General features: G+C 56.2%; 26 protein-coding genes and 3 tRNA genes. 9 read left to right on the forward strand and 20 right to left on the reverse strand.

Annotation, left to right across the window (positions count from 1 at the left end; genetic code table 11):
- Positions 1 to 52 precede the first annotated feature (52 nt).
- Both uvrC and uvrY read right to left on the reverse strand, forming a co-directional pair.
- On the reverse strand, positions 53 to 1,885 hold the full coding sequence (gene uvrC, locus ACLEXF_RS07575; protein ID WP_017900233.1) for an excinuclease ABC subunit UvrC: 1,833 nt from the start codon (positions 1,883 to 1,885) through the stop codon (positions 53 to 55).
- On the reverse strand, positions 1,882 to 2,538 hold the full coding sequence (gene uvrY / locus ACLEXF_RS07580; protein WP_002911539.1) for a UvrY/SirA/GacA family response regulator transcription factor: 657 nt from the start codon (positions 2,536 to 2,538) through the stop codon (positions 1,882 to 1,884). Before uvrY ends, uvrC begins: the two co-directional genes overlap by 4 nt.
- 461 nt (positions 2,539 to 2,999) lie before the next feature.
- Here uvrY and ACLEXF_RS07585 point away from each other — a divergent pair, with 461 nt between their 5' ends.
- Entirely contained in the window at positions 3,000 to 3,224 is a 225-nt protein-coding gene (locus ACLEXF_RS07585) for a DUF2594 family protein (protein ID WP_004203457.1), read from the forward strand.
- A gap of 67 nt (positions 3,225 to 3,291) precedes the next feature.
- Here ACLEXF_RS07585 and sdiA read toward each other — a convergent pair whose 3' ends face one another.
- The 5 genes from sdiA to tcyJ form a co-directional block, all read right to left on the reverse strand.
- Positions 3,292 to 4,014 (reverse strand): transcriptional regulator SdiA, encoded by a 723-nt coding sequence (gene sdiA / locus ACLEXF_RS07590; RefSeq protein WP_004203458.1) that lies wholly within the window; start codon positions 4,012 to 4,014, stop codon positions 3,292 to 3,294.
- A gap of 314 nt (positions 4,015 to 4,328) precedes the next feature.
- A complete protein-coding gene (tcyN, locus tag ACLEXF_RS07595) occupies positions 4,329 to 5,081 on the reverse strand; it encodes an L-cystine ABC transporter ATP-binding protein TcyN (protein ID WP_004203465.1) in 753 nt (250 codons plus the stop codon).
- Complete coding sequence (gene tcyL / locus ACLEXF_RS07600; RefSeq protein ID WP_004203466.1) at positions 5,078 to 5,746, reverse strand: cystine ABC transporter permease; 669 nt, start codon at positions 5,744 to 5,746, stop codon at positions 5,078 to 5,080. Before tcyL ends, tcyN begins: the two co-directional genes overlap by 4 nt.
- A 15-nt stretch (positions 5,747 to 5,761) precedes the next feature.
- On the reverse strand, positions 5,762 to 6,748 hold the full coding sequence (dcyD, locus tag ACLEXF_RS07605; protein ID WP_053810177.1) for a D-cysteine desulfhydrase: 987 nt from the start codon (positions 6,746 to 6,748) through the stop codon (positions 5,762 to 5,764).
- Between the two features lie 95 nt (positions 6,749 to 6,843).
- On the reverse strand, positions 6,844 to 7,644 hold the full coding sequence (gene tcyJ, locus ACLEXF_RS07610) for a cystine ABC transporter substrate-binding protein (protein ID WP_004203468.1): 801 nt from the start codon (positions 7,642 to 7,644) through the stop codon (positions 6,844 to 6,846).
- Positions 7,645 to 7,844: 200 nt separating this feature from the next.
- On the opposite strand from tcyJ, the gene amyA reads away from it, so the two are divergent.
- Positions 7,845 to 9,332 carry an alpha-amylase gene (gene amyA / locus ACLEXF_RS07615; RefSeq protein ID WP_004203469.1) on the forward strand — a complete coding sequence of 496 codons (1,488 nt, stop codon included), beginning with the start codon at positions 7,845 to 7,847 and terminating at the stop codon, positions 9,330 to 9,332.
- A gap of 41 nt (positions 9,333 to 9,373) precedes the next feature.
- On the opposite strand, the gene yedD is transcribed toward amyA, so the two are convergent.
- Positions 9,374 to 9,808 carry a lipoprotein YedD gene (gene yedD, locus ACLEXF_RS07620; protein WP_072140493.1) on the reverse strand — a complete coding sequence of 145 codons (435 nt, stop codon included), beginning with the start codon at positions 9,806 to 9,808 and terminating at the stop codon, positions 9,374 to 9,376.
- 374 nt (positions 9,809 to 10,182) lie between these two features.
- On the opposite strand from yedD, the gene rcsA reads away from it, so the two are divergent.
- Positions 10,183 to 10,806 (forward strand): transcriptional regulator RcsA, encoded by a 624-nt coding sequence (gene rcsA, locus ACLEXF_RS07625; protein WP_004203475.1) that lies wholly within the window; start codon positions 10,183 to 10,185, stop codon positions 10,804 to 10,806.
- A 32-nt stretch (positions 10,807 to 10,838) separates the two neighbouring features.
- Here the strand turns inward: rcsA and dsrB are convergent, their stop codons facing one another.
- Entirely contained in the window at positions 10,839 to 11,030 is a 192-nt protein-coding gene (gene dsrB, locus ACLEXF_RS07630; protein WP_004203477.1) for a protein DsrB, read from the reverse strand.
- 135 nt (positions 11,031 to 11,165) lie between these two features.
- Between dsrB and yodD the strand changes: the two genes are divergently transcribed.
- Positions 11,166 to 11,387 (forward strand): YodD family peroxide/acid resistance protein, encoded by a 222-nt coding sequence (yodD, locus tag ACLEXF_RS07635; protein ID WP_004203478.1) that lies wholly within the window; start codon positions 11,166 to 11,168, stop codon positions 11,385 to 11,387.
- A 299-nt stretch (positions 11,388 to 11,686) separates the two neighbouring features.
- On the opposite strand, the gene dgcQ is transcribed toward yodD, so the two are convergent.
- Entirely contained in the window at positions 11,687 to 13,366 is a 1,680-nt protein-coding gene (dgcQ, locus tag ACLEXF_RS07640; protein WP_049004332.1) for a cellulose biosynthesis regulator diguanylate cyclase DgcQ, read from the reverse strand.
- A 117-nt stretch (positions 13,367 to 13,483) separates the two neighbouring features.
- The gene (locus ACLEXF_RS07645; RefSeq protein WP_049004331.1) at positions 13,484 to 14,395 is read right to left on the reverse strand and encodes a DUF808 domain-containing protein; all 912 of its coding nucleotides are present in this window, start codon (positions 14,393 to 14,395) and stop codon (positions 13,484 to 13,486) included.
- 183 nt (positions 14,396 to 14,578) lie between these two features.
- Here ACLEXF_RS07645 and yedA point away from each other — a divergent pair, with 183 nt between their 5' ends.
- A complete protein-coding gene (yedA, locus tag ACLEXF_RS07650; RefSeq protein WP_023318644.1) occupies positions 14,579 to 15,490 on the forward strand; it encodes a drug/metabolite exporter YedA in 912 nt (303 codons plus the stop codon).
- On the opposite strand, the gene ACLEXF_RS07655 is transcribed toward yedA, so the two are convergent.
- The 4 genes from ACLEXF_RS07655 to drpB all read right to left on the reverse strand — a co-directional run bounded on the left by ACLEXF_RS07655 (position 15,465) and on the right by drpB (position 18,450).
- Positions 15,465 to 15,959, reverse strand: a complete 495-nt coding sequence (locus ACLEXF_RS07655) for a very short patch repair endonuclease (protein ID WP_023318645.1) — start codon at positions 15,957 to 15,959, stop codon at positions 15,465 to 15,467. The two genes, yedA and ACLEXF_RS07655, sit on opposite strands and share 26 nt — an antisense overlap.
- A complete protein-coding gene (locus tag ACLEXF_RS07660; protein WP_161992938.1) occupies positions 15,940 to 17,340 on the reverse strand; it encodes a DNA cytosine methyltransferase in 1,401 nt (466 codons plus the stop codon). The genes ACLEXF_RS07655 and ACLEXF_RS07660 overlap by 20 nt, the downstream gene beginning before the upstream one ends.
- A gap of 76 nt (positions 17,341 to 17,416) precedes the next feature.
- Positions 17,417 to 18,127 carry a phosphohydrolase gene (locus ACLEXF_RS07665; protein WP_004203487.1) on the reverse strand — a complete coding sequence of 237 codons (711 nt, stop codon included), beginning with the start codon at positions 18,125 to 18,127 and terminating at the stop codon, positions 17,417 to 17,419.
- A gap of 41 nt (positions 18,128 to 18,168) precedes the next feature.
- The gene (drpB, locus tag ACLEXF_RS07670) at positions 18,169 to 18,450 is read right to left on the reverse strand and encodes a cell division protein DrpB (RefSeq protein ID WP_004203489.1); all 282 of its coding nucleotides are present in this window, start codon (positions 18,448 to 18,450) and stop codon (positions 18,169 to 18,171) included.
- Between the two features lie 537 nt (positions 18,451 to 18,987).
- Here drpB and ompC point away from each other — a divergent pair.
- Positions 18,988 to 20,124 (forward strand): porin OmpC, encoded by a 1,137-nt coding sequence (gene ompC / locus ACLEXF_RS07675; protein WP_064794278.1) that lies wholly within the window; start codon positions 18,988 to 18,990, stop codon positions 20,122 to 20,124.
- 274 nt (positions 20,125 to 20,398) lie between these two features.
- Here ompC and ACLEXF_RS07680 read toward each other — a convergent pair.
- Positions 20,399 to 20,488, reverse strand: a tRNA-Ser gene (locus ACLEXF_RS07680).
- 90 nt (positions 20,489 to 20,578) lie between these two features.
- Here ACLEXF_RS07680 and mtfA point away from each other — a divergent pair.
- Together mtfA and ACLEXF_RS07690 are read left to right on the forward strand one after the other, a co-directional pair.
- Positions 20,579 to 21,379, forward strand: a complete 801-nt coding sequence (mtfA, locus tag ACLEXF_RS07685; protein WP_074194586.1) for a DgsA anti-repressor MtfA — start codon at positions 20,579 to 20,581, stop codon at positions 21,377 to 21,379.
- A 100-nt stretch (positions 21,380 to 21,479) separates the two neighbouring features.
- Positions 21,480 to 21,555 (forward strand) — tRNA-Asn (locus tag ACLEXF_RS07690).
- Between the two features lie 89 nt (positions 21,556 to 21,644).
- On the opposite strand, the gene ldtA is transcribed toward ACLEXF_RS07690, so the two are convergent.
- The 3 genes from ldtA to nac form a co-directional block, all read right to left on the reverse strand.
- Entirely contained in the window at positions 21,645 to 22,586 is a 942-nt protein-coding gene (ldtA, locus tag ACLEXF_RS07695; RefSeq protein ID WP_085840959.1) for a L,D-transpeptidase, read from the reverse strand.
- Positions 22,587 to 22,664: 78 nt separating this feature from the next.
- On the reverse strand, positions 22,665 to 23,615 hold the full coding sequence (gene cbl, locus ACLEXF_RS07700) for an HTH-type transcriptional regulator Cbl (RefSeq protein ID WP_004180456.1): 951 nt from the start codon (positions 23,613 to 23,615) through the stop codon (positions 22,665 to 22,667).
- 106 nt (positions 23,616 to 23,721) lie between these two features.
- A complete protein-coding gene (gene nac, locus ACLEXF_RS07705) occupies positions 23,722 to 24,639 on the reverse strand; it encodes a nitrogen assimilation transcriptional regulator NAC (RefSeq protein ID WP_004203498.1) in 918 nt (305 codons plus the stop codon).
- Between the two features lie 330 nt (positions 24,640 to 24,969).
- On the opposite strand from nac, the gene ACLEXF_RS07710 reads away from it, so the two are divergent.
- Positions 24,970 to 25,045, forward strand: a tRNA-Asn gene (locus ACLEXF_RS07710).
- 94 nt (positions 25,046 to 25,139) lie between these two features.
- Here ACLEXF_RS07710 and ACLEXF_RS07715 read toward each other — a convergent pair.
- Positions 25,140 to 26,774, reverse strand: a complete 1,635-nt coding sequence (locus ACLEXF_RS07715; RefSeq protein WP_004203499.1) for a Na+/H+ antiporter — start codon at positions 26,772 to 26,774, stop codon at positions 25,140 to 25,142.
- Positions 26,775 to 26,909: the final 135 nt, after the last annotated feature.

A 26,909-nucleotide genomic window follows, 5' to 3' on the forward strand; every position in this document is an offset into this window, starting at 1 on the left:
CGGGTAACTATCTGTTGTAAGTAAAAATTAGCCCTATGTTGCTACAGAGCCCCTAATGTTTCAACGAGTAGAAGATCTTTTCTGCCAGAGCGTGAGAGATGCCCGGTACTTTGGCAATTTCTTCGACGCTGGCCTGCTGCAGCCCCTGCAGTCCACCCATGTACTTCAGCAGCATCTGGCGACGCTTCGGCCCCACCCCCTCGATAGTCTCAAGCGAGCTGGTGTTCTTCACTTTCGCCCGTTTTTTGCGATGGCCGGAGATTGCATGATCATGCGATTCATCGCGGATATGCTGGATCACGTGCAGAGCCGGCGAATCCGGCGGCAGGCTAAACCCCTCGCCTTCCGGCTCAAAGAATAACGTTTCCAGGCCGGCTTTACGATCGCTACCTTTCGCCACGCCCAGCAGCAGCGGATGATGTTTATCCCAGGGGACGTCCAGCTCCGCAAACACCGCTTTCGCCTGCGCCAGCTGCCCCTTGCCGCCGTCTATCAGGATCACATCAGGAATCTTGTTGTCATCAATCGCTTTACCATAGCGACGGCGCAGGACCTGATTCATCGCCGCATAGTCATCGCCCGGGGTGATGCCGGCGATATTGTATCGCCGGTACTCCGCGCGCAGCGGACCATTGCTGTCAAATACCACGCAGGAGGCGACGGTCTGTTCGCCCATGGTGTGGCTGATATCAAAGCACTCCATCCGCTTCACCGCCGGCAGCTCCAGCACGGAGGCCAGCGCCTGCAGACGCTGATGAATAGTCGATTGCTGAGACAATTTGGTGGTTAACGCCGTCGCGGCATTGGTGCGCGCCAGCTTAAGATAACGCGCCCGGTCGCCGCGCGGCTTGGTCTGCACATGGATTCGACGCCCCGCCAGTTCTGACAGCGACTCGGCCAGCAGCGTCTTATCTCCGAGGTTAAAGTCGAGCAAAATTTCCCCCGGCAGCGTGCGCATCTGGCTGCCCTGCAGATAGAACTGGCCGACAAAGGTCTCGACGACCTCGCCCAGCTCGGTACCGCCCGGCACTTTCGGGAAGTAGCTGCGGCTGCCCAGTACTTTACCCTGGCGGATAAACAGTACATGGACGCAAGCCATGCCGGCATCGAAGGCAACCCCGATCACGTCAAGATCGTCGCCGGTGTTAGAGACAAACTGTTTCTCCGTCACGCGGCGGACGGCCTGAATCTGGTCGCGAATGCGCGCCGCCTCTTCAAACTCAAGGTTCTGGCTCGCCTTCTCCATCCGCGCGATGAGCTGAGTCAGCACCTGATCATCTTTGCCGGCAAGAAACAGCCGCACATACTCCACCTGCTGAGCATACTCGTCTTCACTGACCAGCCCCGCCACGCACGGCCCGAGGCAGCGGCCAATCTGATACTGTAGACAGGGACGGGAGCGATTGCGGTAGACGCTGTTTTCACACTGACGGATGGGAAAGATCTTCTGCAGCAGCGCCAGGGTCTCGCGCACGGCATAGCCGTTGGGAAAAGGACCAAAATACTCGCCCTTCGCATGTTTGGCGCCACGATGCATCGCCAGACGCGGATGGGTATCGCCACTGAGGAAAATAAAAGGATACGACTTATCGTCGCGCAACAGCACGTTGTACCGCGGCTGGTACAGCTTGATATAGTTGTGCTCAAGCAGCAGCGCTTCCGTCTCGGTATGGGTGACGGTCACGTCGATTTGCGCGATCAGCGCCACCAGCGCTTCCGTTTTACGCGACGCGAGGTTGCTGCGGAAGTAGCTGCTGAGCCGCTTTTTCAAATCTTTGGCTTTGCCAACATAGATGACGGTTCCGCCAGCATCATACATCCGATACACACCGGGCTGGCTAGTTACCGTTTTCAGGAAAGCTTTTGCGTCAAAAACATCACTCACTGGCTTGCTAACGACTCCGCATTACACAGGCCATGGCGAATTGCCAGGTGGGTCAGCTCGACATCGCCATGAATGTTCAATTTGCTGAACATCCGATAGCGATAGCTGTTAACCGTTTTAGGACTCAGATTCAGCTGCTCTGAGATCTCATTCACCTTCTGACCTTTGGTGATCATCAGCATAATCTGCAATTCGCGTTCAGACAAACTGGCAAACGGCGATTCTGTTTTTTCCGGTTCAATCTGACTTAACGCCATTTGCTGAGCAATATCAGAGGCAATATAACGTTGCCCTGACGCGACGCAGCGAATCGCATTCACCACTTCCTGTGGCGCGGCGCCCTTACTGAGATAGCCGGCCGCCCCCGCCTGCATGACCTTGGCAGGTAAGGGATTCTCAGTATGCACGGTCAACATGATCACTTTCGTGCCCGCTACCGAGCGCGCAATTTTGCGCGTCGCTTCCAGACCCCCGATCCCGGGCATGTTCATGTCCATCAGGACGACATCGGCGGAATTAGCCCGGCACCACTTGACGGCGTCTTCGCCGCAGCAGGCTTCGCCAGCGACTTTAATCCCTTTTATATCTTCCAGAATGCGTCGTATCCCTGCGCGCACCAGTTCGTGGTCATCAACAAGAAGAACGTTGATCAAAGGAATAATCTCCAGAATGAGGGATAACGCTACTGATACTTTATCTCCCACATATTACCGGGTTTTATTGCTATTTTAAAAGGCAAAAAAATGCCCTCGCCTCGATTTGGCTCTCATTTATGGCAATGTCTGTGCACACTCAGTGGAAAGTCATTGCGAACAGTCGGTTGCACGAGTCTTATTTTTTAACAATCCCCATACAGAAGGCACAAAAAACACAACAGATTACGTAGCGCATAAATACGAAGCTAAATATGTAACAATTATTAACGTACTAAATAGATAGTGGCAATTATTGGCCTGACGATGGCTATTACGTCTTATCTGAAGCATAAAACCATTCACAGCTCAGATGAGAGAACAGAAATTAAGCACTCCTTTTTTTTCTGTCGCTTGTGGTATACTGCGCGGCCTTCACATTGAGTAGAGCGCAATAGCGCAGCGAGTAAACGAGGATATCGATGAGCACACCAGATTTTTCCACTGCAGAAAATAATCAGGAACTGGCGCAGGAAGTCTCCTGCCTGAAAGCGATGATGACGCTGATGCTGCAGGCGATGGGCCAGGCAGATGCGGGTCGCGTGATTATTAAAATGGAAAAGCAGATCGCGCAGATGGAAGATGAGGCTCAGGCCGCCGTATTCTCCAGCACCGTTAAGCAAATTAAACAAGCTTATCGGCAGTAATCCTGTACCGGCTGAAAGTATGACTGACAGCCGGTATCACGTCTGGCACGCAGAACGGCAGGCGCCTTCAGATTAACCCTGTCGCCACAGCGTAACAGGCAATTTGCGTTTTATTCGGCGCGTTAAATTTCCGTTGCATATTCTTCTGATGGAAATTGACCGTATTTTCCGAAATCGAGAGGATCATCGCCACCTCCGCAGAGGTCTTTCCTTCCGCGGTCCATTTGAGGATCTCCAGTTCGCGCCGGCTGAACTTCATCTCCGGTGGCATCACCATCTCATCTTCAAGACGCAAGAGCGTCAGCAGGCTCAGCTCCGTCAGCGTTCGCAAGCGCAGCTCCAGCTCATCTTCAGCATAAGCATTCGGCAAACGGTTGTTCGCGGAGACGGAGAGAAAACCCTGAGCATGATTCGGCAACGTCAGGCACTGTGTCACCCCTTTTTGCAGACCATGGTCGCGCGCGCCGTCCCATAACGCCTGCGCATCGCGAAACAGCCCATCTTCCCACGGCAGATGGCCACGCATAAAATTCTCCGGGCGTAATACGGGATCTATGGCGAAATAATTCTCTGCCTGGTAATGAGACATCCATGCGCGGGGATAGGTCGACTGAAACGTGACGCGGGGGCGAGTGAAAGGCACCGGGTGACGCACACAAAGCGTATAGAAATCATATTCCAGCGTTTCTGTTTCTCGTTGCAGGAGATTATAAACCTCCTGAGCGGCGGCCATGGACTGAAATTGATGCAGCATATCCCGCCGCCAGCTGAAAAAATCATTGTCCCTCATAGCTGTGCAAATAACTCCTGATTGATAATCATTATTATAAATACAGAAAACTAACACATAAATCTTATTTATATGTATAAAATATCGTAGCTGTCGCATTTATTAGCCTGAAGACTTGCCTTTTCCCAGTTCGCTGCGCTGAAACTAAGGCCCCTCCCTTCATTTTCTACACCCTACAAGGGGGGATGGGAAGCGGTGTATACGGCCAGGGGAGTAAATAGCACAAAGACGTGACGATGGGGTGTTACCCCAGCGTGGAATTGGGCTCATTGCGGCGGCTCACACGAAGGCGAGCCGCCGCGCCTGCGCCTGCTCTATTGCATCAGGAATTTTTCGAGGAACTGGCGGGTACGCGGCTGCTGAGGCGAGGCGAACAGCGCTTTGGCCTCGCCTTGTTCAACGATGCGTCCCTGATCCATAAAAATCGCCCGATCGGCAACGTCGCGAGCGAAGCTCATTTCATGGGTCACGATAACCATGGTACGTTTCTCCTGCGCCAGCTGGCGGATGGTATTGAGCACCTCCCCTACCAGCTCGGGATCGAGAGCCGAGGTCGGTTCATCAAACAGGATCACGTCCGGACGCATGGCCAGCGCGCGGGCAATGGCGACCCGCTGCTGCTGCCCGCCAGAGAGGCGGCGCGGATAGCTGTTCTCTTTGCCGCTGAGGCCCACTTTCGCCAGCAGATCGCGCGCCCGCGCCATCGACTCCTGCTTGTCTTCACCTTTTACGATGACCGGCCCTTCAATGATGTTCTCCAGCACCGTCCGGTGGGGAAACAGGTTGAAGTTCTGGAAGACAAAGCCAACGTGCTGGCGCAGCCGACGGATAAGCCCTTTTTGCGGCCCGAGGCTGCGACCAGCGTCGATCGTCACATCGCCGACGCGGATAGTGCCGCTCTCCGGTTGCTCCAGCAGATTAATGCTGCGCAGCAGGGTGGTTTTACCCGAGCCGCTGGGGCCGATGATTGCCACCACTTCGCCTTCCTGCACCTCGAGGTCGATACCGTGGAGCACCGTCTGGCCATGGAATTTTTTCACCAGGCTTTTTACTTCAATCGCACTCATTTCGGATCACGCTCCTGGCGGTTCAGCTGGTTTTCAAAATAGTTCTGCAGCGAGGAGAGTACCGTCGCCATCACCCAGTAGATCAGAGAGGCGGCCAGATACATGGTGAAGACCTCCAGCGTACGCGAGGTGATAAGCTGCGCCTGACGGAACAGCTCCGGCACCTGGATCGTCGCCGCCAGCGAGGTATCTTTTACCAGGCTGATAAAACTGTTAGAGAGCGGCGGCAAAGCGACCCGCGCCGCCTGGGGTAAAATAGCCCGACGCATCGTCTGCCAGGGGGTCATACCGATACTGGCCGCCGCTTCCCATTGCCCTTTGTCAATCGAGGCGATGGCCGCGCGCAGGGTTTCCGCCGCGTAGGCCGCCGTGTTCAGCGATAAGCCGATCATCGCCGCCGGGATCGGGTCAAGCTCAATGCCAAACTGCGGCAAACCGTAGTAGATCATAAACAGCTGAGCGATAAGCGGTGTCCCGCGAAAAATGGAGATATACATGCGCGCCAGCCATTTTACCGGCCAGAGGGTCGACATGCGCATCAGCGCCAGGATAAAGCCCAGCACCAGGCCGAAAAACATCCCGCCAATGCTCAGCTGCAGCGTAAAGACGGCGCCTTTCAGCAGAAAAGGCGCAGAATCGATGACCAGTTGAATACTTTCTTGCATGCTGTGGTTTCTGTATTAGAGGTGAGGATGATAGGCAAACAGCGCCGGCGCTCCGCCGGTATGGACGAACAAAATCGGCCCTTCATCCTTAAAGCGTTTCTGCGTAATGCCATCGATAAGTCCGGCCATCGCTTTGCCGGTATAAACCGGGTCGAGCAAAATACCTTCCAGTTGCGCCAGCAGCTTCACGGCGGCAATTCCTTCCTCATTTGGCGTCCCGTAGCCTGGGGCAAAGTAATCGTCCCACAGGATGATGTCGGCTTTCGCCTGCAGCTCAAGGCTGTTGGCCACGGCCTGCTGCAGCGCTACCACTTTCGGCAGCTGGTCGGCAACCGCACGCGACACCGTCACCCCAATCAGTTCCGCCTGCGGCATCAGCTGTTCAAGGCCGACCGCCAGTCCGGCATGGGTGCCGGCGCTCCCGGAGGCGACCACCACCGACGAAATCTCCACCGCGTCTTCGCACTGCTGGGCGATTTCCAGCGCGCTTTCCACATAGCCTAGCGCCCCAAGGGCGTTTGAACCGCCGACCGGAATGACATACGGGCGGTACCCCTGCGCTTCGATACGGGTCGCCAGCTCGTCGAGCTGCGCAGCGGGATCGGTCAGGGCATCGCACATCTCAACCTGGGTATTAAACAGATCCAGCAGCAGGCGGTTGCCATTGCTCAGATAATTCTCCGCACGGGTGCCGATGGGATTTTCCAGCAGCGCCACGCAGTGCAGGCCCAGTTTGGCGGCGACCGCCGCCGTCTGGCGCACATGGTTAGACTGGATCGCGCCGGCGGTAATTAAAGTATCCGCCCCTTCGCGCAGCGCATCGGCGGCGAGAAACTCCAGCTTGCGCAGTTTGTTTCCTCCCATCGCCAGCGGCGTCGTATCATCACGTTTGATAAAAATTTCGCGCCCGAGGTGATCGGACAGACGCGGCAGATACTCCAGCGGCGTCGGCGCGCCGATCAATTCCAGACGCGGAAAGCGGGTTAAATTTTGCAGTGACATGGCCCCTCCTGACTCAGTTATGCTTCATTATGCACACAGTTACGCGCTAAATAAAAAAAGGCGCTTCCAGGAGCGCCTTTTTTCACCGCTGGCCTTTATTTTGTCACGTCAGCGCCAAACCATTTCTCTGACAGGGCCTTCAGGCTGCCATCTTTCTGCATATCCGCGATCGCGCCATCTACCGCTTTCAGCAGGTCATCGTTGCCTTTGCGCAGTGCAACGCCAGCTTCCTGACGGGAGAACGCTTCGCCGGTTACCGCCAGCGTGTTGTTAGTTTTCTTCACCAGATCCAGCGCCGCCAGACGGTCAACCAGAATCGCGTCAATACGGCCTACGCGCAGATCCTGGTATTTGGTCGGATCGTCATCATAGGTGCGGACATCCACGCCCTGGACGTTCTGACGCAGCCACTCTTCATAGTTAGTGCCCAGCCCGACGCCCACTTTCTTGCCTTTCAGATCCGCCGCGGTTTTAATCGCGCCTTCGTTGCCTTTCTTCACCAGCGCCTGCACACCGGAGATCGTGTACGGGGTGGAGAAATCGTATTTTTTCTTACGTTCATCAGAGATAGTGACCTGGTTAATCACCACGTCAATGCGCTTGGAATCCAGCGAGGCCAGCATACCGTCCCACTTGGTCGGTTTGAGGTCAGCCTTCACGCCCAGATGTTTCGCCAGCTCGTTGGCGAACTCCACTTCAAAGCCGGTCAGCTTACCGTCATCGCCCTGGAAGCTAAAAGGAGGATAGGTGCCTTCGAGGCCCACGCGCAGGGTGCCGCGCTCTTTAATCTGATTGAGCAGGTTTTCCGCCGCAAAAGTTTTCACGCTAACGCCAGCCATCAAAACAACGGCCATCGCGCCCATCAGCGCCTGACGACCCAGAAGTGCTAATTTCATAGATACCCCGAAGGTTAGGATTTTCCTGTAGTGTAAAGCGCTTAACGGCCCGACACCAACATCGTTACGCTACATCTTATGCAAATTTATTATATATGATCCGCTTTAGGGTATAGCGAAATTCAGGGCTTTCCTCACCCGTTTTGCGGGATATCTCCCATACTGCAAAGGTCAGCCTGTTGACGTCTGGAGCATGGAAGATGAAAAACCCCACCTTGTTGCAATGTTTTCACTGGTACTACCCCGCCGGCGGCGAACTGTGGCGTGAAGTCGAAGCGCTGGCCCCCAGTCTTAACGAAATCGGCATCAATATGGTCTGGTTGCCCCCCGCCTACAAAGGCGCCTCGGGCGGCTATTCCGTCGGCTATGACACCTACGATCTCTTCGACCTCGGCGAGTTTGATCAAAAGGGCTCTGTCGCCACCAAATATGGCGATAAGACCCAGCTGCTGGCGGCAATCAACGCCCTGAAGGAGCACGACATCGCCGTGCTGCTGGACGTGGTGGTGAACCATAAAATGGGCGCCGATGAAAAAGAGGCCCTGCGCGTGCAGCGCGTTGATGAGCAGGATCGCACGCAAATTGACGAGACGATCATCGAGTGCGAGGCATGGACTCGCTATACCTTCCCGGTGCGCGCCGGACAGTATTCGCAGTTTGTCTGGGACTACAAGTGCTTTAGCGGCATTGACCACATCGAGAATCCGACGGAAGACGGTGTATTTAAAATCGTCAACGACTACACCGGCGAAGGCTGGAATGAACAGGTCGATGACGAGCTTGGCAACTTCGACTACCTGATGGGCGCCAATATCGATTTTCGTAATCACGCCGTCACCGAAGAGATCAAATACTGGGCGCGCTGGGTGATGGAGCAAACCGGTTGCGACGGTTTTCGTCTTGACGCTGTGAAGCATATCCCCGCATGGTTTTACAAAGCGTGGATCGAGCATGTTCAGGAGGTAGCCCCGCAGCCGCTGTTTATTGTTGCGGAATACTGGTCCCATGAAGTGGAAAAGCTCCAGCAGTATATCGATCTGGTCGAGGGCAAGACGATGCTGTTTGACGCCCCGCTGCAGATGAAATTTCATGAAGCGTCCCGCCAGGGGCGCGATTACGACATGAGCCAGATTTTCAGCGGGACGCTGGTGGAAGCCGACCCCTTCCATGCCGTCACCCTGGTCACCAACCATGATACCCAGCCGCTGCAGGCGCTCGAGGCGCCTGTTGAGCCATGGTTTAAACCGCTGGCCTATGCGCTGATCCTGTTGCGTGAAAATGGCGTACCCTCGGTCTTCTATGCCGATCTCTTCGGCGCCTCCTATGAGGATACCGGCGGCGACGGACAAACCTACGCCATAGAAATGCCCGTTATCGAACAACTCCACGAGCTGATCGACGCCCGTCAGCGTTTTGCCCACGGCGTGCAGACTCTCTGGTTCGATCACCCCAACTGCATTGCCTTCAGCCGCAGCGGCACGGACGAGGATCCCGGCTGCGTGGTGGTGATGTCCAATGGTGATGAGGGAGAAAAGACCCTGACGCTGGGCGAGAATTATGGCAACAAACGCTGGCGGGATTTCCTGGGCAATCGGGAAGAGATTGTCGAAACCGACGGCGAAGGCTGCGCCACCTTTACCTGTAACGGAGGAAGCGTCAGCGTGTGGGTGCTGGAGGCGGTGCTGTAGTCATCTGACGCCGGACGGGCCAGCGGTGGCCCGCCGGAATCTTAGTGCGCGGTGGTCGGCGCGCTGACTGGAGCGGTGGCACGCGCTTTAGCCCACGCTTTCTCGCACTCCGGGGTGAGACGTTCAACGCGGGTCAACGTCATACGATCGTAGGAAAGGGTGTTGCCCTCGCGCTCGATCGGGTAGATATCCAGGGAAGCGGTCACGTTGTAGATATCGCTATCGCGGTTCATCAGTTTCCCCGGCTGGGCGATCACGCGCTGCCACTGGCGGCAGTCGAAGGTGTCCCCATCTTTGGTGACGATCAGGCTGGCGATGGCGTCCGGACTCATCATCTCACTCTGCGGCCCTTTCGTCTGCCAGTAGCCTTCCAGGCCTGCCGGCGCAGGGGCTTTAACAACGTCTTCGTAACGATCAACCTGCACGCATCCGGCCAGCGCCACCACCATGCCAGCAAAAACTAACTGTTTCATCATTCATCCCACAAGCTGATAAAAAAGTATTGTGGCATTAAAGCGTTAAGCCTTCCACCCCCGCTGCGGGCGGAGAAGCCGGGTAAAACACGGCCAGGCATCGCGACCTTCATATGAAATAAGGAAATTCTGAAAGTAAAAGAATCTTTGGCGCCTAACCATAGCAGCCACGGGCACTTTTTGTTTTTAATTCGCTCACACTACCGGTTCTCGACTTTACTTTAAGAGTTTTCCTGGCAAATTATATGCAGAGATGCGGAATAGTTTAATGGAACTAATGGGTTCTTTCTTAAACCTACTATTATTACCGCCCGCAAGGACTGCTTCGCACAGCCAGTGCGAAGTGTATATCGTTACGTGTTGATTGAGGATGGGTCATGTCAACGATGATTATGGATTTGTGCAGTTATACCCGGTTAGGACTTACGGGATATCTGACCAGTCGGGGAATTAAAAAACAGGAAATCGTTGAGGTCAACTGCGCTGAGGATCTGCACAGGCACTGTGCGTCATGTTGCCCGGCGGTGGTGTTTCTGAATGAAGATTGCTTTGTGCATGATGATGAAAGTAATAACATTATTCGCCAGATCATCACGCAAAATCCGGCGACGCTGTTTGTGATTTTTATGTCGCTGGCGAACATCCATTTTGACCGCTATCTGCGGGTACGTAAGAATCTGCTTATCAGTTCAAAATCGATCACCCCAAAAGACCTTGATGTCATTCTGGTTAATTATCTTAAATACAAGAACACGAGCCTGGGGCAGTTGAATTTACCGACGTTGTCGCTAAGCAAAACAGAATCAAATATGCTGCAAATGTGGATGGCCGGGCATGGTACTTCGCAAATTTCAACGCAAATGAACATCAAAGCGAAAACGGTATCATCGCACAAAGGTAATATTAAAAAGAAAATACAGACGCATAATAAGCAGGTGATTTACCACATCGTTCGGCTGACCGAAAACATTACCAGTGGTATTCAGGTGAATCTACGCTGAAACAAACTGGCGGTGGCCCCGCCAGTTCGGTTTTACGAGATTTCTTTTTCCACGAAGATCCCATCCGGGTGCCCTATTTCATTGAAAAACCAGATCCCCAGGGGATAGTCTTCCAGCGAAACCAGATACATCGTCCCTTCGCTAAACGACTCAATTGCCAGCACTACGCCCGATCGACGTGGGCCACCGTCGGTCTTCACCGTGACACGATCGTTCACCTGCATAATCCATCTCCTCTCTATTTTCAGCCAGTGTAGAACAAAACCACGCCGCTCGCAGCGTCGCGGCCGGTGACTGGCGTTTTTTTAGACCGACTATACTTAAAAAGGCTTGAGCGACGCTCAGCGAGGGGGGTAATGATGAAGAACCGATTGACAGACCAGACCGGGAACGACGTTGATGTCAACGTTGATGCCCTGCTGGCGGCGATTAATGAGATCAGTGAAAGCGAAGTCCACCGCATCCTCGATGACCCTCAGCGCGCCAGTATCGATGGCCGCGGGGCGCATACCTGGCGCGAACTGGCGGAGGCATTTGAACTCGATATTCATGATTTCAGCGCCAGTGAAGCCAACCGCTAGCGATGGGCGAAAAAAATCCCGACTCGCAGGAGTCGGGATCAAACTTGCTAATGCAAGAAGCACTTGAAAATTCGTTACACCGGGAAATCCGATGCGTTGAAACATTATCCTCAATTATTTTGCATGACAAGAGATATTCATGACGCAAAATATTGAGAAAGTCGGCGCTTCGCAGCAGAAAGGGCTGCAAGGCTGATGCGAGAAGGCTTAGCCGCAAACCGGTTTCATCCGATAGTACAATCGCCAGACATTACTTTAAGATAAATCTCAAATCCGCTGGCGCGAGCGAAACGTTTTACTCACGCTTCGCTGCGATAACAGACCTGGTTGCGGCCATTCTGCTTGGCCAGATACAGTCGACCATCGGCGACCGACTGCAGCGCTTCAAAGTGATACTCTCCCTGCTCTTCGCTGGCGCTTACCCCTAACGACGCGCTGACCCGCAGCGTCACGTTGTTATGCAAAAAGACCTCCCGGCCATGAATACGCAGGCGTAGCCGCTCCGCTATCGCCGCCGCTTCCTGCAGCGTGGTATTCGGCAGGACGACACAAAACTCCTCTCCCCCCACGCGGCCCAGCAAATCGCCTTCCCGCACAGTGCCGGCAAGGGTACTGGCCACCATCGACAGCACCCTGTCACCTGCCTGATGACCATAGCGATCGTTAATGCTCTTAAAGTGATCCAGATCGAGCTGGATCACCGCCAGCGGTAGTCCGCTGCGCTGGCAGGCGCTGGCGACCGCCATCGCCTTTTCAAACAGCGCCCCGCGATTGAGCAGGCGGGTTAAGGCATCGTGCCAGGCCTGCCACTCCAGAGAGGTCTGGAGGACGCTCATATTGCGGACCATACGGCGGATCACCAGCCAGGAGAGCAGCAGCATCAAGGTGAAGAGGATCCACATCAGGGTCAGGGCGATGGTGATGGTGCCAAAGTTGCCGCGTACGCCTTCCCGCAGGGTGTGGATCCGCAGCAGCACGCCGTCAAAATTCCGTAGTTTGGCCCAACTGATATAGCGCGTCAGCAGACGCAGGCCGCCCTGGTTATCATGGGCAAACGCGCGGCTGAGCAGCTCCTGCTCGCGCGGCGACAGCAGCGTCAGGACATTCCCCGGCGCAGAGGAGGCCAGCAGGCTAAGATGGCTGTCATAAAGCTGGTATTCCCCCTCCTGCCCGCCCTTCATCGCGCTGATTAAAAATGCTTTTATTTCGCTGACTGAGAAATCCATCGCCAGCACGCCGCGCCAGTAACCGGCAAAATCCAGCGGTATCGAGGCGGTAACCACCTGCTCTTCCAGCTGCGGGTCATCGTCAGGAAAGGTTTGCCAGATAACGCCGCGGTACGGATTGTTCCGCTGGGTCTGCCGGGTAAACCAGAGGGCGCTGATAGCGCGCGAATAGTACGTCTTCACCTGCGATTCATCGCGCAGCGGCAGGGTCGAGGTGAAAAAGCCGCTGCGGGAGATATATTGCATCCGCTCGGCAAAATCGCGGTCATGCTGCGTCAGATTTAACAGATAACCCAGCTCCAGCGTCGCCATCAGTTCATTGACCACCAGCGGATCGTCCGGCAAGAGCAGCGGGTTCTCCCTGACGACGCTCTCCGAGACGCCAAACACCGGCAGCGTCCGGCGGTTCGGGAGCGCCACCCGCCAAATCTCCTGATGGCGCTGGTTCAGATAGCGCTGGCTGGCCTCGTGCAACACATCGACGTCGAGGGGGCGTTCAAGTGCGGACTGCATACCGTGGCGAAAAAACATCATCCTGTCGATGTTAAACTGCAGCAGCCCATCCATTTCATGCGCGACGTTAGCCAGATTATTGCGCTGGTTCGCCACGTAGGCCTCTTCCAGGACGTTGATTTCACGCCAGATCAGCAGCGTGGAGAAAAATAGCACCACGATAAAACAAACGTTAACCACATGTGCCGGGCGAGTCAGGAAGTAGCGCTTTTTCAACTTCAACCGCAGTGGCTTATCCATCTTTCTCTCGTAGTACGTTGCGCAAACCTGACGTCGTCAGCGCACGCGGTTTCTGTCGATACCGGACGCGCTTTTTAGCGTAGACCACGCGGCGCCAATACGCGGCGCCGCACCTGATTACTTCGCAGCGCCACGCAGGCGGCTCACCGCCTTGACGCCGGCCAGGACCACCGCACCGATGATAAAACCCAGCACCAGATTGACCACCATCGGCAGCAAGGCGGCCAACATGCCGCCCAGGCCCGCGCTCCAGTGCTCAATGGCATGGTGCAGCGGCGCAATACCGTGGACCACAATCCCGCCGCCAACGAGGAACATGGCCAGCGTCCCGACGACAGAGAGCAATTTCATCAGCCAGGGAGCCACGGCCAATAACCCTTTGCCCAGCCACTGCGCCAGCGTACTGCGTTTCTCCGCCAGCCAGTAACCCATGTCATCCAGCTTGACGATCACCCCCACCAGGCCATAGACCCCGATGGTGACCAGAATCGCGATCCCCGAGAGAATGAGGATCTGATTCAGCAGCGGCGCTTCCGCGACAATGCCGAGGGTGATGGCGACAATTTCCGCGGACAAAATAAAGTCGGTGCGAATCGCCCCTTTTACTTTGTCACGCTCAAAGGCCAGCGGGTCACGATCCGCCAACGCCTGAAGACGCTGCTGCCGTTGCGCTGGGTCCTCCTTGTGCTTACGCGCTTCCAGACTGTGGAGCACCTTCTCCACCCCTTCAAAACAGAGAAACGCGCCACCCACCATCAGCAGCGGCGTGATCGCCCAGGGAATAAAGGCGCTGATCAGCAGGGCCAGCGGCACGAGGATGATTTTATTGACGAACGACCCTTTCGCCACACCCCAGACCACGGGCAGCTCACGATTTGCCCGCACGCCGGTCACCTGTTGGGCATTCAGGGAAAGATCGTCGCCCAGCACCCCCGCCGTTTTTTTCGCCGCCAGCTTGCCCATCATGGAGATATCGTCCAGCAGCGTGGCGATATCATCAAGTAATGTTAAAAGACTACTTCCTGCCAAAATGATTTTCCTTCTCTTTTCATCAATGTCTCCCTCGAGTATGCGTTAAAAAACGGCCGCTGCCCAAGGTACAATTAGTCAATATAAATTTAACAACCTGGCGCAAATTAAGCGCTCGCCAGCAGGATAGTTTTCACGTTTACTATATGTCCCCTTTCTATCTCTGCACCGTCGTGAGGAAGTATGTCTACCCGTCAGCTGTTACCGCTTATCGGGGCGCTGTTTGCGCTGTATATCATTTGGGGCTCTACCTATTTCGCCATCGCCGTCGGCGTCGCCAGCTGGCCGCCGCTGATGATGGCCGGAATTCGCTTTCTCTCTGCCGGCGTGCTGCTGCTGGGATGGCTGTTGGCCACCGGCCATAAACTGCCGGCCCGCAGGCCGTTGCTTAATGCCGCGCTGATCGGGGTTTTGCTGCTGGCCGTCGGCAACGGCTTTGTCACCCTGGCCGAACATCAGCACGTTCCCTCCGGGATCGCCGCGGTGATGGTCGCCACCGTTCCGCTGTTCACCCTGTGCTTCAGCCGCTTTTTCGGCATCGCCACTCGGAAGCTGGAGTGGCTGGGGATTGCCATTGGCCTCGCGGGTATTGTGATGCTTAACAGCGGGGGCAACCTGAACGGCAACCCCTGGGGCGCACTGCTGATTCTGATTGGCTCTCTGAGCTGGGCCTTCGGCTCGGTTTACGGCTCGCGGATCGTGCTGCCGACCGGCATGATGGCGGGGGCAATCGAGATGCTCGCCGCCGGGATCGTCCTGCTGGCCGCCTCATGGCTGAGCGGTGAAACCTTAACCCGCGTTCCGTCGTGGTCCGGGATCGCCGCCGTAGCCTATCTGGCTATCTTTGGCTCGCTGATTGCCATCAACGCCTACATGTTTTTGATCCGCAATGTCACCCCGGCGGTGGCCACCAGCTACGCCTATGTCAACCCGGTGGTAGCGGTTCTCCTTGGCACCGGATTCGGTGGCGAAAGCCTGTCACTGATCGAGTGGCTGGCGCTGGCGGTGATTATTTTCGCCGTCGTGCTGGTGACGCTGGGCAAATATCTCTTCCCGGTTCGCAGCGAAGTTACTCCTTGTAAGGCGTCGAAATAAGCGCCAGTTCGCGGATCCCCTGGGTGTCGATCTGCGCGTCGTGTCCGGCGCCGCAGATCCACTCTTCCAGACGCTCGGTGAGCGCCTCGTCATTCAGCTTCAGGCGACCGCGCAGGGCGCACTCCCAGACGATAAGCACCCGCCAGCCCTGCGCGGCCAGCTTTTGCCGGTCACGGGCATCGCGCGCTACGTTGCCGGCGATCTTGTCCAGCCAGAACGCCGTCCGGGTGGCCGGCACCTTAAACAGGTAACAGTCATGGTGGTGCCAGAAACAGCCGTGGGTAAAGATGACGCAACGGTAGTCGGGTAAAGCGAAATCGGGGCGCCCCGGCAGCTCGCGATCCTGAGCAATAAAGGTGAATCCCGCCTGAGTCAACAGCGCCGCTATCCGCTTTTCGATCGCCGTATCGCGCGTGGCGATAGCCCGCATATTTTTACTGCGTGTGGCTTTATCGTGAACATCCGCCATCGTTATCATCCGCTTCGCGACGCGCCACCGCCTGAGCGATGCGCGGGGCCAGGAGCTTCGCCACCGCGGCGAAGACCGGAACCACTACCGAGTTGCCGAACTGACGATAGGCCTGGGTATCCGACACCGGGATGCGGAAACGCGCCCCCTGAGGCGATTCGAAGCCCATCAATCGGGCGCACTCCCGCGGCGTCAGCCGACGAGGACGCCGCTGTTGATTCTGCGGATCGTCAAAATGCGTCTCGCCCAGCGGCCGGTCCCAGCCGCGATCGACGAGAATTTCGGCGCCATCTTTATAGTAGCGGGCGGAGAGCGTCCGGGCCACGCTGTGAGGATTCGCGGGGTCCACCAGGCCATAACCAAAGCCATTGCCCCGCGCCTGATGCTTGCGCGCATAGCGATAAAGATATTTCCACAGTACCGGCGTGAGGATAAATTTGGCATCCACCGTCGGCTCCAGCAGCTCGCCAAATGTTGGCCGAACCGCCGGGTAAAGCGCCGCGATATCGCGCAGCGTAAACCCTTCGTGCAGGTGCAGATCGCGACGGAAGCCTACCAGCACGATGCGCTCCCGGTGCTGTGGTAAGAAATGGCGCCCGTCGATCACTTTCGGATCGTCCGGCCCGCTATGCCCGGCGTCAGCGACCTCATACCCCAGCTCATCCAGTGTCTGCATGATGATGCGGAAGGTGCGTCCCTGATCGTGACTTTTGAGATTTTTAACATTCTCCAGCACAAAGATCGCCGGCTGACGGGCGGCGATAATTCTCACCACATCAAAAAACAGCGTCCCCTGGGTTTCGCAGGCAAAGCCGTGGGCGCGACCCATGGCATTTTTTTTCGATACGCCGGCGAGTGAGAAAGGCTGGCAGGGAAAGCCGGCCAGCAGCACATCATGCTGCGGGATAGTCTCGCGGATATGCTGCGCCGCCTCGTCATCGCTAACGTCGGGGCGATGGCTGAGGGTGATATCGCGGATATCTTCATTGAAACGGTGTTGCTGCGGATCGCAATACCAGTTGGCCTTATAGGTGCGCACCGCATGCTTATTCCACTCGCTGGTAAAGACGCACTGCCCGCCGATGGCTTCAAAACCGCTGCGGATCCCGCCGATACCGGCAAACAGATCGACAAAGCGGAACCCATAGTGCGGATGATGGGCCGGCGGCGCCGGCAGCAGCGTCGCCAGATGAGCGACCTCCTGCGGACGCAAACGCCCCGCCGCGCGGCCGAGGGCCGCCACGCGCTTGAGGATCGCCGCGCTCCAGTGCTGCTCCCCGACGCTAACCAGCTCGGCGACCAGCGTTTTCACATCGTAGATCGTCATCAGCTGACGCAGCAGCGCCTGAGCCTCTTCACCGGCCTGCTCCGTCAATGACAACGACCTGTTTTCCTTGATTAACTTTTGTGGCATATCCTCAACCAGCGCGGACGATTTTTGCAGAGAGTACCATAAATCACTGGTCGGTTGACGGCTGTGGTGCAAAGCGGCGTAAAACCGCCTCATCCAGCGCCATAGGCTCCCCCTTCAGCTCCGCGCTGATCTTGGCCATAAACTCAACGAGGAAGCGCGCATTATGCTGCGCCATAGCCCTTCCTGCGGCGGTCTGCATGGTTTCCGGCAGGCGCAGGAGTTTGCACTGGAAATGGTCGAGGGCATATTTTCTGTCATCCAGCGCTCGCCGGTCGGCGAAAGGATCGTCGGCATCAAACAGAATGGTGTTCAGGGCGCCGGCGACGGCGAAGACCCGCGCCAGGCCAATCGCCCCAAGCGACTCGAGACGGTCGGCGTCCTGGACGATTTTCGCCTCCAGCGTGCGCGGCGGGATCGCCGCGCTAAAGCTGTGCGCCTCAATAGCATGGCTGACCGCCGCATAGCGGTCTGCGGGAAAATCGGTAAACGACGACTGCAAAATCGCAAGGGTTTTCTCGGCAGCCATCATCGAAGAGCGGCTTCGCTCCGGATGATTTTTAGGCAGACTGACAATGTCATGAAAATAGCAGGCCGTGAGAAGCACCAGCCTGTCGACTTCCACCTCCCCGGCGGCCAGCCGGGTGGCGGTGGCCCAGACGCGACGAAAATGGGACAGATCGTGCGCCGCATCCTCCTGGGCGTGGTGCGTCAGTATCCAGTGCTCAAATCGTTGCTGCCAGTCTACCAGGTTCATAGGCGTTCCTTATCTGAAGGTCAGCCTCGAGCATAGCAACTTTACGACCGATGATCCCGCCTGCTTCTGGCGGGCCGTGTATACCAGACGACAGCACCTAGGATCGCGCCAATGCCGGCGAGCACCAGCATCCCCAACAGGGCGCCAAGCCATTTCCCTGCCATTGTGCCAAAGTCGCCCTCCGCGCTGGCGCCGGGAACGCTGTGAATTTTCCCTACCACCCACCAGTAACGCACAATGACCCAGACACAATATCCGCAAAAGGCATACAACGCCCAGAGCGCGAGTTTGCCGCCCGGGCTGCGTTTTGCCTGCTCTTCCATCTCATTCTTCTCCGTGACAAATCATACTACTGCCACCCAAAACGTGACACACATCACATTATAGCGCCAACCTGCGCCACAGGCAGCAGTTTCATCCTTGTCTTCTGCACCTACTTATCACTTATGCTGCCAATGGAAATACCCAAGGGTTTGTTCTTTATTACTTACCCACAGGATTAAACATTAACGACATCAACCATGCCGCGTATTGTACTTATCTCACCCGGCGAGTTTGTCTCATAAATTATATTTAAATGCTGAATAACCCCCTCGCCGCAAATTAATAAAAATAATTTCATTTGGTTAACCGAGTCCGCAACAAAACAACATAACCTATTGCTATATAATAAAATAATAATAAAAGCAGATTCATTTAAATTTAATATAACGAACCATTTGGAAATATTTTGCAATATCTTACATTATTTATTTACATATTTTATTTTAAATAAAAATGAACCTGGTCGTTAGTATCTGATAGTCATTCCGGAGGGATTGTCATAATTCACAGAAATTATTATTAAAAGGGAATATATAATGAAAAGAAAAGTACTGGCTCTCATGGTTCCGGCATTATTAATGGCCAATGCCGTTAATGCCGCGGAAATCTATAACAACAACGGCAACAAACTGGATCTTTACGGGAAAGTCGCCGGCCTGCACTATTTCTCAGACGACACTTCAGAGGACGGCGATCAGACCTATGCACGCTTTGGCATCAAAGGCGAAACGCAGATCGCTTCCGAGTTAACCGGCTACGGTCAGTGGGAATACAATATCAAGGCCAATACCAGCGAAAATGAAGGAGCGAATTCCTGGACCCGTCTGGCCTTCGCCGGTCTGAAGTTTGCTGACTATGGCTCACTGGACTATGGCCGTAATTACGGCGTGGTGTACGACATCGAATCCTGGACTGATATGCTGCCGGAATTCGGCGGCGATACCTACACCCAGACCGACGTTTACATGACCGGCCGCACCAACGGGGTGGCCACCTACCGTAACAGCGATTTCTTCGGCCTCGTCGACGGCCTGCATTTCGCCCTGCAGTACCAGGGTAATAATGAAAACGCCGGTTCTGGCGAAGGCACTAACAACGGTGGTGCTCGTAAACTGGCGCGGGAAAATGGCGACGGGTTTGGTATCTCCAGCTACTACGATCTCGATATGGGCATCAGCTTCGGGGCAGCCTACTCATCTTCCGACCGTACCCATAACCAGCTGACGGCAGCACGTAGCAGCCATATTTATGCCAACGGAGATAAAGCCGACGCCTGGACCGTCGGCGCCAAATATGACGCCAACAACATCTATCTGGCCGCCATGTATGCGGAAACCCGCAACATGACCTTCTACGGTAACGGCGCTATTGCCAATAAGACGCAGAACTTTGAAGTCGTCGCCCAGTACCAGTTCGATGAGTATAATTTACCGCTGCGTCCGTCTGTGGCCTATCTGCAATCAAAGGGTAAAGATCTCTACTCCTCTTCTCGCTTCGGCGACAAGGATCTGGTCAAGTATGTCGACATCGGCATGACCTACTACTTCAATAAAAATATGTCCACCTATGTGGATTACAAAATCAACCTGCTGGATGAAGACGACCGCTTTTACAGCAACAACGGTATCTCGACCGATGATATCGTGGCCCTCGGTCTGGTTTACCAGTTCTGATCCCCATCTAAGCCCGCGCTCAGCGGGCTTTTTCTTGTTCCCGCTCCGTTGAGATCACTCTTTTCGACATTGCCGCTTTCCAGGCGTACCTTCCCTCTTTATGATGCGTTTAAGCTCGTTCGGGCAAATTGCGGCGGTAAGACCACAAAAGGACAAGGCACAGTACCGCGTCTTTACGCTGAAACCAGGACGATGATGATGGCGATACCCCAGCGCAGGCGTTATACCTGAAGCTAACGGTGTTATTGAAGGGGAATGGTCAGAGAAAGAAGAGTGGCGGAGAGAGGGGGATTTGAACCCCCGGTAGAGTTGCCCCTACTCCGGTTTTCGAGACCGGTCCGTTCAGCCGCTCCGGCATCTCTCCGCTGTTGTGGTTGCTATAATGCCAGGATCTTTGGCATTTTAATAGCTCCCGTTTCGGTAATCGTGTTCAAGTGACGACTTTGCGAGCAATATGATGTTTAAATGGCCCTGGAAAGCAGATGATGAGTCCGGCAACGCAGAGATGCCCTGGGAGCAAGCGCTTGCCATTCCGGTTTTAGCCCACCTTTCGCCCGCTGAGCAGCATAAGCTGACGCAGATGGCTGCCCGTTTCCTACAGCAAAAACGTCTGGTAGCGCTTCAGGGACTGGAGCTGACTCCGCTGCATCAGGCGCGGATAGCTATGCTCTTTTGCCTGCCGGTACTTGAGCTGGGGATAGAGTGGCTGGACGGTTTTCATGAAGTGCTGATCTACCCTGCCCCGTTTGTCGTGGATGATGAATGGGAGGATGATATTGGCCTGGTCCACAACCAGCGGGTGGTGCAATCGGGGCAAAGCTGGCAGCAGGGTCCCGTGGTGCTAAACTGGCTGGATATTCAGGACTCCTTTGATGCGTCAGGCTTTAACCTTGTGGTGCATGAGGTAGCGCATAAGCTCGATACGCGGAATGGCGATCGGGCCAGCGGGGTGCCGCTGATCCCACTGCGCGAAGTCGCCGGCTGGGAGCACGATCTCCACGCGGCGATGAACAACATTCAGGATGAGATAGATCTGGTGGGGGAAAGCGCAGCCAGCATTGACGCCTATGCCGCCACCGATCCCGCTGAGTGCTTTGCCGTCCTATCGGAATATTTTTTCAGCGCGCCTGAACTGTTCGCGCCCCGCTTCCCGGCCCTGTGGCAGCGTTTTTGCCATTTTTACCGCCAGGATCCGCTGGCGCGCAGACGGGAGAATGGCCTGCAGGACGAAGACGATCGGCGCACTGTTCACTAAAACAACGTGTTGAGCTAAATTTAGCCATTTGAATCAGCAGGTTAATTTTAGTGTTGACACAAAAATGCCGGGCCAGTAGTATGCGCCTCGTTCACACGATTCCTCTGTAGTTCAGTCGGTAGAACGGCGGACTGTTAATCCGTATGTCACTGGTTCGAGTCCAGTCAGAGGAGCCAAATTTAAAAAGCCTGCTTTTAAGCAGGCTTTTTGCTTTTCGGGTCCCGCCGGGCCGCCATCCCGCATCAAGGCTTAACTTTTTCCACCGCTACAAACTTCCCTGCGCCGCTGTGGCGCTGATATTCACCGGCATGCCGGAGCGGCGCAGCAGGGTTTGCTCGGCCTGCGAAGAACTCACTCCCGGCCCCTGAGTAAATTCGCGCAGCGCCGAGGTCATCGGCAAGGGGACTTTTCTGTCGGATTCAAATTCCGCCCGGTTGCGCGACAGCGGCTCGTGCACCTCCAGCCAGTGGCTGCCATCCGGTTCCACGGTGTACTTCACCGGCTGATCGATCAGCTGGACGCGCGTCCCCACCGGTACGTTATCAAACAGGAATTTAATGTCGTCATTGCGCAGGCGGATGCATCCCTGGCTGACGCGCAGCCCGATGCCAAAGTTGGCATTGGTGCCGTGGATGGCGTACAGCCTGCCGATATAGATCGCATACAGCCCCATCGGATTATCGGGGCCGGGCGGCACCATCGCCGGCAGGGTTTTGCCCTCTTTCGCATATTCACGGCGGGTATTGGCGGTCGGTACCCAGGTGGGCCCTTCCTGCTTGCGCTCTACCGCCGTCACCCAGTTACGCGGCGTTTCGCGTCCCGCCTGGCCAATGCCGATTGGCAGGACTTCCACGCTATTGCCCAGCGGCGGGTAATAATAGAGGCGCATCTCGGCGACGTTGATGACGATCCCCTCCCGCACGGTGTCAGGCAGGATCAGCTGTTGCGGAATGGTCAGCGTCGAACCGGAGTGCGGCAAATAGACATCGACGCCGGGGTTAGCTTCCAGCATATTGCTCAACCCCTGGCCGTACTGGGCGGCAAAACTTTCCAGTGGTTGAGTGTTATTCTCCGGCACGGCAATGGTAAATGCGCTGCCCACCAGACGGCTCCCCTCCGGCGGCAGCGGATAGCTAACGGCCAGTGCGCTGTGGCTGGCGAGCAGCATCAGCGCCGAACAAAGTAATTTCACACGCCGCATCGTCATTTTCCCTTCCTCAGTCGCGACTCTCATGTGTGAATTATAGCGGTATTTCCTCTCCCCGATCCGCTGGCCAGCATTTCCTTAAATCTGATAGTCGATAGCGGCCTCTTCCGGCTCCATCGCCTGGCGCTTGATCTCATCCAGCGACAGTCCGGCATTGCACAATTCGATAAAACGCCAGACGTAATTACGCTGTAGCTGGCCCCGCTTCAGTCCCAGCCACACGGTATTGGCATCAAACAGATGGCGGGTATCGAGGCGCGTAAAGGTGTCCGCTTCGCGGGCATCCCCGGACTGCTCGGCGACCAGCCCGACGCCCAGCCCCAGCTCGACGTAGGTCTTGATGACATCGGAATCCTGGGCGCTCAGCACAATATCCGGCATCAGCCCTTTGCGGTTGAAGGCCTCATCGATCCGCGAACGGCCGGTGATCCCCTGGCGATAGGTGATTAACGGCCAGCGGGCAATCGCCTCCAGCGTCAGAGGAGACACCTGGGTCAGGGGATGGTCTTTGGGTACCAGCAGGCTGTGATGCCAGCGGAACCAGGGGAAAGCCGCCAGCGTAGGATCGTTGCTCAGACGCTCGCTGGCGATGCCGATATCCGCCCCACCGTTATGCAGCAGCGCTTCAATTTCCTGCGGAGTGCCCTGCACCAACTCGACGCGAACGTCGGAGAACAGCTCGCGGAAGGCTTTAATCACCGGGGGCAGGCTGTAGCGCGCCTGAGTATGGGTGGTGGCGATGGTTAAGACGCCGGAGGCATCGTTAGTGAAGAGATCCGCCAGCCGTCGGACGTTGCTGGCTTCATTGAGGATCCGCTCGGCAATGGATAACAGCGCTTTACCCGGCTCGGTCATGCCTAACAGGCGTTTGCCGCGACGGATAAAGATCTCAATCCCCAGTTCCTCTTCCAGTTCCCGGATATGGCGGCTGACGCCTGACTGCGAGGTATAGAGCATATTCGCGACTTCCGTCAGGTTGTAATCCTGACGGGCCGCCTCACGGATAATTTTCAGTTGCTGGAAGTTCACCCTTTCCTCCGGGCCAATGGACTTAACGTATCTGCTATTGTTAAAGTCTGTTGTCCCGGGTAACAAATAATAAAAACCAGCAACTTATTCCTTAAGAGAATATAGCCTAACTCACCAGCTGCAGTTCGCGGTTCTCCAGCGATGGACGGCTCACCAGAGACAGCAGGATCTCCTTCACCGCCTGCGCCTGCGGCGACAAACCGCCGCGCGCCGACATGTTCAGCGACAGCGACAGGCTCATTGACGGCGTGCTAATCCGCGCCATCCAGCCGTTCGCCGCGCCGCACAGGGAGCGGGCAGCGGATTCCGGCAGGACCGTCGCCCCCATGCCGCTGGCGATGGCCGCGGTCAGGGTGGTAATGGATTCAATCTCGCCGATAATTTTCGCCGACAGCCGACGCAGGGTGAACGCTTCGGTGACCCGCGCCCGTACAGCGCTGTAGTCGCGCGGCAGAAACAGGTTCATCTCCGCCACCGCCGTGAGGTCCACGCTCTGCCCCGGGCAATCGCGGGTACCGACCAGGTAGAGATCTTCTTTCAGCAGCGGCTGGCTGACGATGCCGGCCACCGGCGAACGCTCATACAGCACCGCCATATCCAGCTGGCCCGCCAGCAGCTTGTCATTCAGCGCCGTGCCGCTGCTCTCCTGCAGATAGACCATCACCTCGGGCAGTTCATTACGCACCGTCTGCAGCAACGGCATAGTAATGGCGGAGGCCGCCGTGCCCGGCGCCAGGCCGATCGAGACCTGGCCACGCAGCGTCTGACCGACGTTATTGACCGCCAGCTGCGCCTGCTCACACTGGCGCAGGATGGTCCGCGCATGGGTATACAGGATTTTACCGGCTTCCGTTGGCGTGACCCCTCGCTTAGTGCGTATCAGCAGCTGCTGGTCCATTTCACCTTCCAGGGTCGCGACCTGCTGGCTGAGGGCCGGTTGGGCGATGTGCAAGACTTCAGCGGCCTGGGTCAGACTGCCGATATCGACGATTTTCACAAAATATTTCAGTCGTCTTAAGTTCATTTTGCCTCCTGTAAGGAACGCCAGCGTCAACGCTGGAAGTATGATGAAACTGGTTTTGCAATTTGCTTGCCAGCTTTTCATTTCCGCTGCCGCTGCCCGCCACAGGCGGTGTTATAAGGGATAGTGATAGCAATCCGGTTTTTATTTGCCCGGTAAGCAGATTGTGGTATGCCCCATTAGGGGTACATTCGCACTACAACGGTGCAATATGCTGAAAAAAACAGCGCACGAGTGAGGGTTGCTGAAATTGTCAGCAGTCGAACGCAATTCTTTGAATCAGGCTTTGACAAGGCCGGGTGGCATCGTTAATATGCGCCCCGTTCACACGATTCCTCTGTAGTTCAGTCGGTAGAACGGCGGACTGTTAATCCGTATGTCACTGGTTCGAGTCCAGTCAGAGGAGCCAAATTTAAAAAAGCCTGCTTTCGAGCAGGCTTTTTGCTTTTCCGCGCCAGCTGCGCGGCCGGAGGGCGAAGGATCCCCCTCCAGCAATGGCGCCCCTAGCGCAAACTCTCTTCCTTCAGGTCTATCTCCCGCAGCACCTCATAAAAGGTGATATCGCTAATGTTGTGGGCGCGACGCAGCCGGAACAGCTCCTGACGCTGGGCGATAATGACCTCTCTTTGCATATATTTCTCCAGCCTGGCGCGCTTCGCCAGCTCCAGCCCGACGTCCTGCCCTTCGTCATTGTCGTTATAGTGAAGCCGACGCTGGTAGGTTTCCAGTAGCATATTACCGGCATCCGCCCGCAGGGCCTGCTCAGTGGGATCCTCCACCGGCTCGTCGAGTAGCGCATTTAGCCGGTTGATGGCCACTTCGGTCATGACGGCGCCAATATCGTCCTTGCCGGTGTCATGGGGTAAATCATCGGCAAGATAGCGGGTCATGAACGGCAGACCGATAGCCGCCACCACCAGCGACATCAGGATCACCGCCATTGAGAGAAAGATCAGCAGTTCGCGGCCCGGGAATGGTGAACCATCCGCCAGCACCGCCGGCAGCGTCAGAATACCGGCGAGCGTCACGGAGCCTTTAACCCCCGCCAGCGCCATGACGGCGAGGATGCTGAATCGCGGACGGACGGTGATGGCCTTGCCCCGGCGTTTACGGCGAAAAATGGTCAGCGTCATCGACAGCCATACCCAGGCGAAACGCATCAGACCGAGCGCGAGAGTGATGGCCACGGCGTACAGCAGCAGATACCAGGGCGAAGGGACGCCGGCCTGGCTGGCTACCGCCGGCAACGTCCTGAGCATGCGGGGCAACTGCTCGCCCAGCATCAGGAAGATCATCCCATTGAGGGTAGTCTGCAGCATGGACCACACCGCGCTGCTTTTCATGCGCGTCGCGGGAAGCCGTGGCCCCGACAGCTGCTCATAGTGCATCGCAATGCCGGCGGCGACGGCGGCAAGAATGCCGGAGACATGGAACGCCTCGGCCAGCAGGTAGGCGGCGAAGGGGATAAGCAGGCTGATCAGGATCTGGATGGCCGGCTCCTCGCGGGTGCGCCGCACCAGAAAGTTATTACATTTGCCGGTGACCCACACCACCACGAGCCCACTGAGGATGCCCCCGAACGCCATCAGGAAAAACTTCATCACCGCCTCTCCCGGTGAGAAGCTGCCGGTCAGCACCGCGGCGATGGCGAAATTAAAAGCGACGAGACCCGAAGCATCGTTTAACAGCGACTCCCCTTCGAGGATATGCGCCATCCGGGAAGGCAGCGGCGAGCTGGCGGTCATTGCCGATACCGCCACCGGATCGGTGGGTGACAGAATCGCCGCCAGGGCGAACCCCGCCGCCACGGTAATCGCCGGAATAAGCCAGTGAATAAACAGGCCAATACCGAGGATAGTCACCATCACCAGGCCTATCGCCAGCGACAGAATCGGCTTCATATCGCGGAAAAACGCGTCTTTCGGGATCCGCCAGCCATCGAGGAAAAGCAGCGGCGGGATAAACAACAGCAAAAAGATGTGCGGATCGAAATCGACCTGAAAACCACCGGCGGCCAGCGCGGCGCCCGCCGCAATCTGGATCAACGGCAGCGGCACTTTAACGGGCAGAAGATGGGAAATGAACACCGTCACCACGATGGCCATGATAAAGACCAGCACAATAGCGATTAGCGACATTCCTCCCCTCCTTTGACGGCAATATTCATTCTGTACATCAGGCTGTTATTCCTTTTTCGCAGGTGTGGTTTCAGCGGCGGGTTATTTATCCAGACGCCGATAATAAAGGACAGGCTTTCCTGTCTGGCGGCGTGT

Source organism: Klebsiella pneumoniae complex sp. WS1778 (assembly GCF_049472055.1).
GTDB lineage: Bacteria > Pseudomonadota > Gammaproteobacteria > Enterobacterales > Enterobacteriaceae > Klebsiella > Klebsiella quasipneumoniae.